The organism is Paracoccus sp. S4493 (genome assembly GCF_000967735.1).
GTDB classification, from domain to species: Bacteria; Pseudomonadota; Alphaproteobacteria; order Rhodobacterales; family Rhodobacteraceae; genus Paracoccus; species Paracoccus marcusii.
Window position 1 is genome coordinate 1 of record NZ_JXYF01000432.1, and the last position, 967, is coordinate 967.

Below are 967 nucleotides of genomic sequence, written 5' to 3' on the forward strand. Positions count from 1 at the left end.
CGCATCGACCTGCTGCTGGACGAGGACAGCTTCGAGGAGTTCGACATGTTCGTCGCCCATCGCAGCACCGATTTCGGCATGCAGGACGACCGCCCGGCAGGCGACGGGGTGGTGACCGGATGGGGCACCATCAACGGCCGCATGGTCTATGTCTTCTCTCAGGACTTCACCGTCTTCGGCGGATCGCTGTCGGAAACCCACGCCCAGAAGATCTGCAAGGTCATGGACATGGCGATGCAGAACGGCGCGCCGGTGATCGGGCTGAACGATTCGGGGGGCGCGCGCATCCAGGAGGGCGTGGCCAGCCTTGCGGGTTATGCCGACGTGTTCCAGCGCAACGTGCTGGCATCGGGCGTCGTGCCGCAGATCAGCGTGATCATGGGCCCCTGTGCAGGTGGCGCGGTCTATTCGCCCGCGATGACCGACTTCATCTTCATGGTGCGCGACACGTCCTACATGTTCGTGACCGGGCCCGACGTCGTCAAGACGGTCACGAACGAGGTCGTGACCGCCGAACAGCTGGGCGGTGCGTCCACGCATACCCGGAAATCCTCCGTCGCGGACGGGGCGTTCCAGGACGACGTCGAGGCGCTGTCGGAGATCCGCCGGCTGTTCGACTTCCTGCCGCTGAACAACCGCGAAAAGGCCCCGACCCGGCCATTCTTCGACGACCCGGCGCGGATCGAGCCCAGCCTGGACACGCTGATCCCCGACAACCCGAACCAGCCCTATGACATGAAGGAGCTGATCGCCAAGGTCGCGGACGAGGGCGACTTCTACGAGATCCAGAAGGATTTCGCGGGCAACATCATCATCGGCTTCATCCGCATCGAGGGACAAACGGTGGGGGTCGTCGCCAACCAGCCGATGGTGCTGGCCGGTTGCCTGGACATCGACAGCTCGCGCAAGGCCGCGCGCTTCGTGCGGTTCTGCGACGCGTTCGAAATCCCGATCCTGACGCTGGTCG

1 protein-coding gene is annotated in these 967 nt (G+C 64.5%); it reads left to right on the plus strand.

The genetic code is table 11. The features are described 5' to 3' along the window. On the plus strand, positions 1-967 hold a 967-nt coding region (locus TW83_RS18265; RefSeq protein WP_045984209.1), incomplete at both ends, for an acyl-CoA carboxylase subunit beta.